A 333-nucleotide genomic window follows, 5' to 3' on the forward strand; every position below is an offset into this window, starting at 1 on the left:
CTGCTTTGAGAAAGTCATTCGACCGCCCCGCATTTCAAGATGATTTTTTACATGAGCGAAATTACGATGATTTTGAAAATGCTTTAGTGTTGATGAAAGCTTTTTTAAAGACAGGTTTCCTCTACGATAACTGGTCTAGAAATCTTGTTTTGCAAACTGTCCCATCTAGTATGATTGGAGATGAAAGCTATCAAAAATTTGTTTGTAATCTTGAGTCAAAGTTAGAGAGCATTTATCAGTCTTATCTCAACGATAAAAGAAAGCAAAAAACCAAGCCTAAACAACTAATCGAAAGGGCTGGGGATTACAATATAAAGAGACGTGGTCTGATGG

The 333-nt window shown here is 36.0% G+C and carries 1 protein-coding gene; it reads left to right on the forward strand.

Going from position 1 to position 333, the window contains the following annotated elements:
• On the forward strand, positions 1-333 hold a 333-nt coding region (locus A9E74_RS14455; RefSeq protein WP_218104341.1), incomplete at both ends, for a hypothetical protein.

The organism is Methylophaga muralis (genome assembly GCF_001720165.1).
Lineage (GTDB): Bacteria > Pseudomonadota > Gammaproteobacteria > Nitrosococcales > Methylophagaceae > Methylophaga > Methylophaga muralis.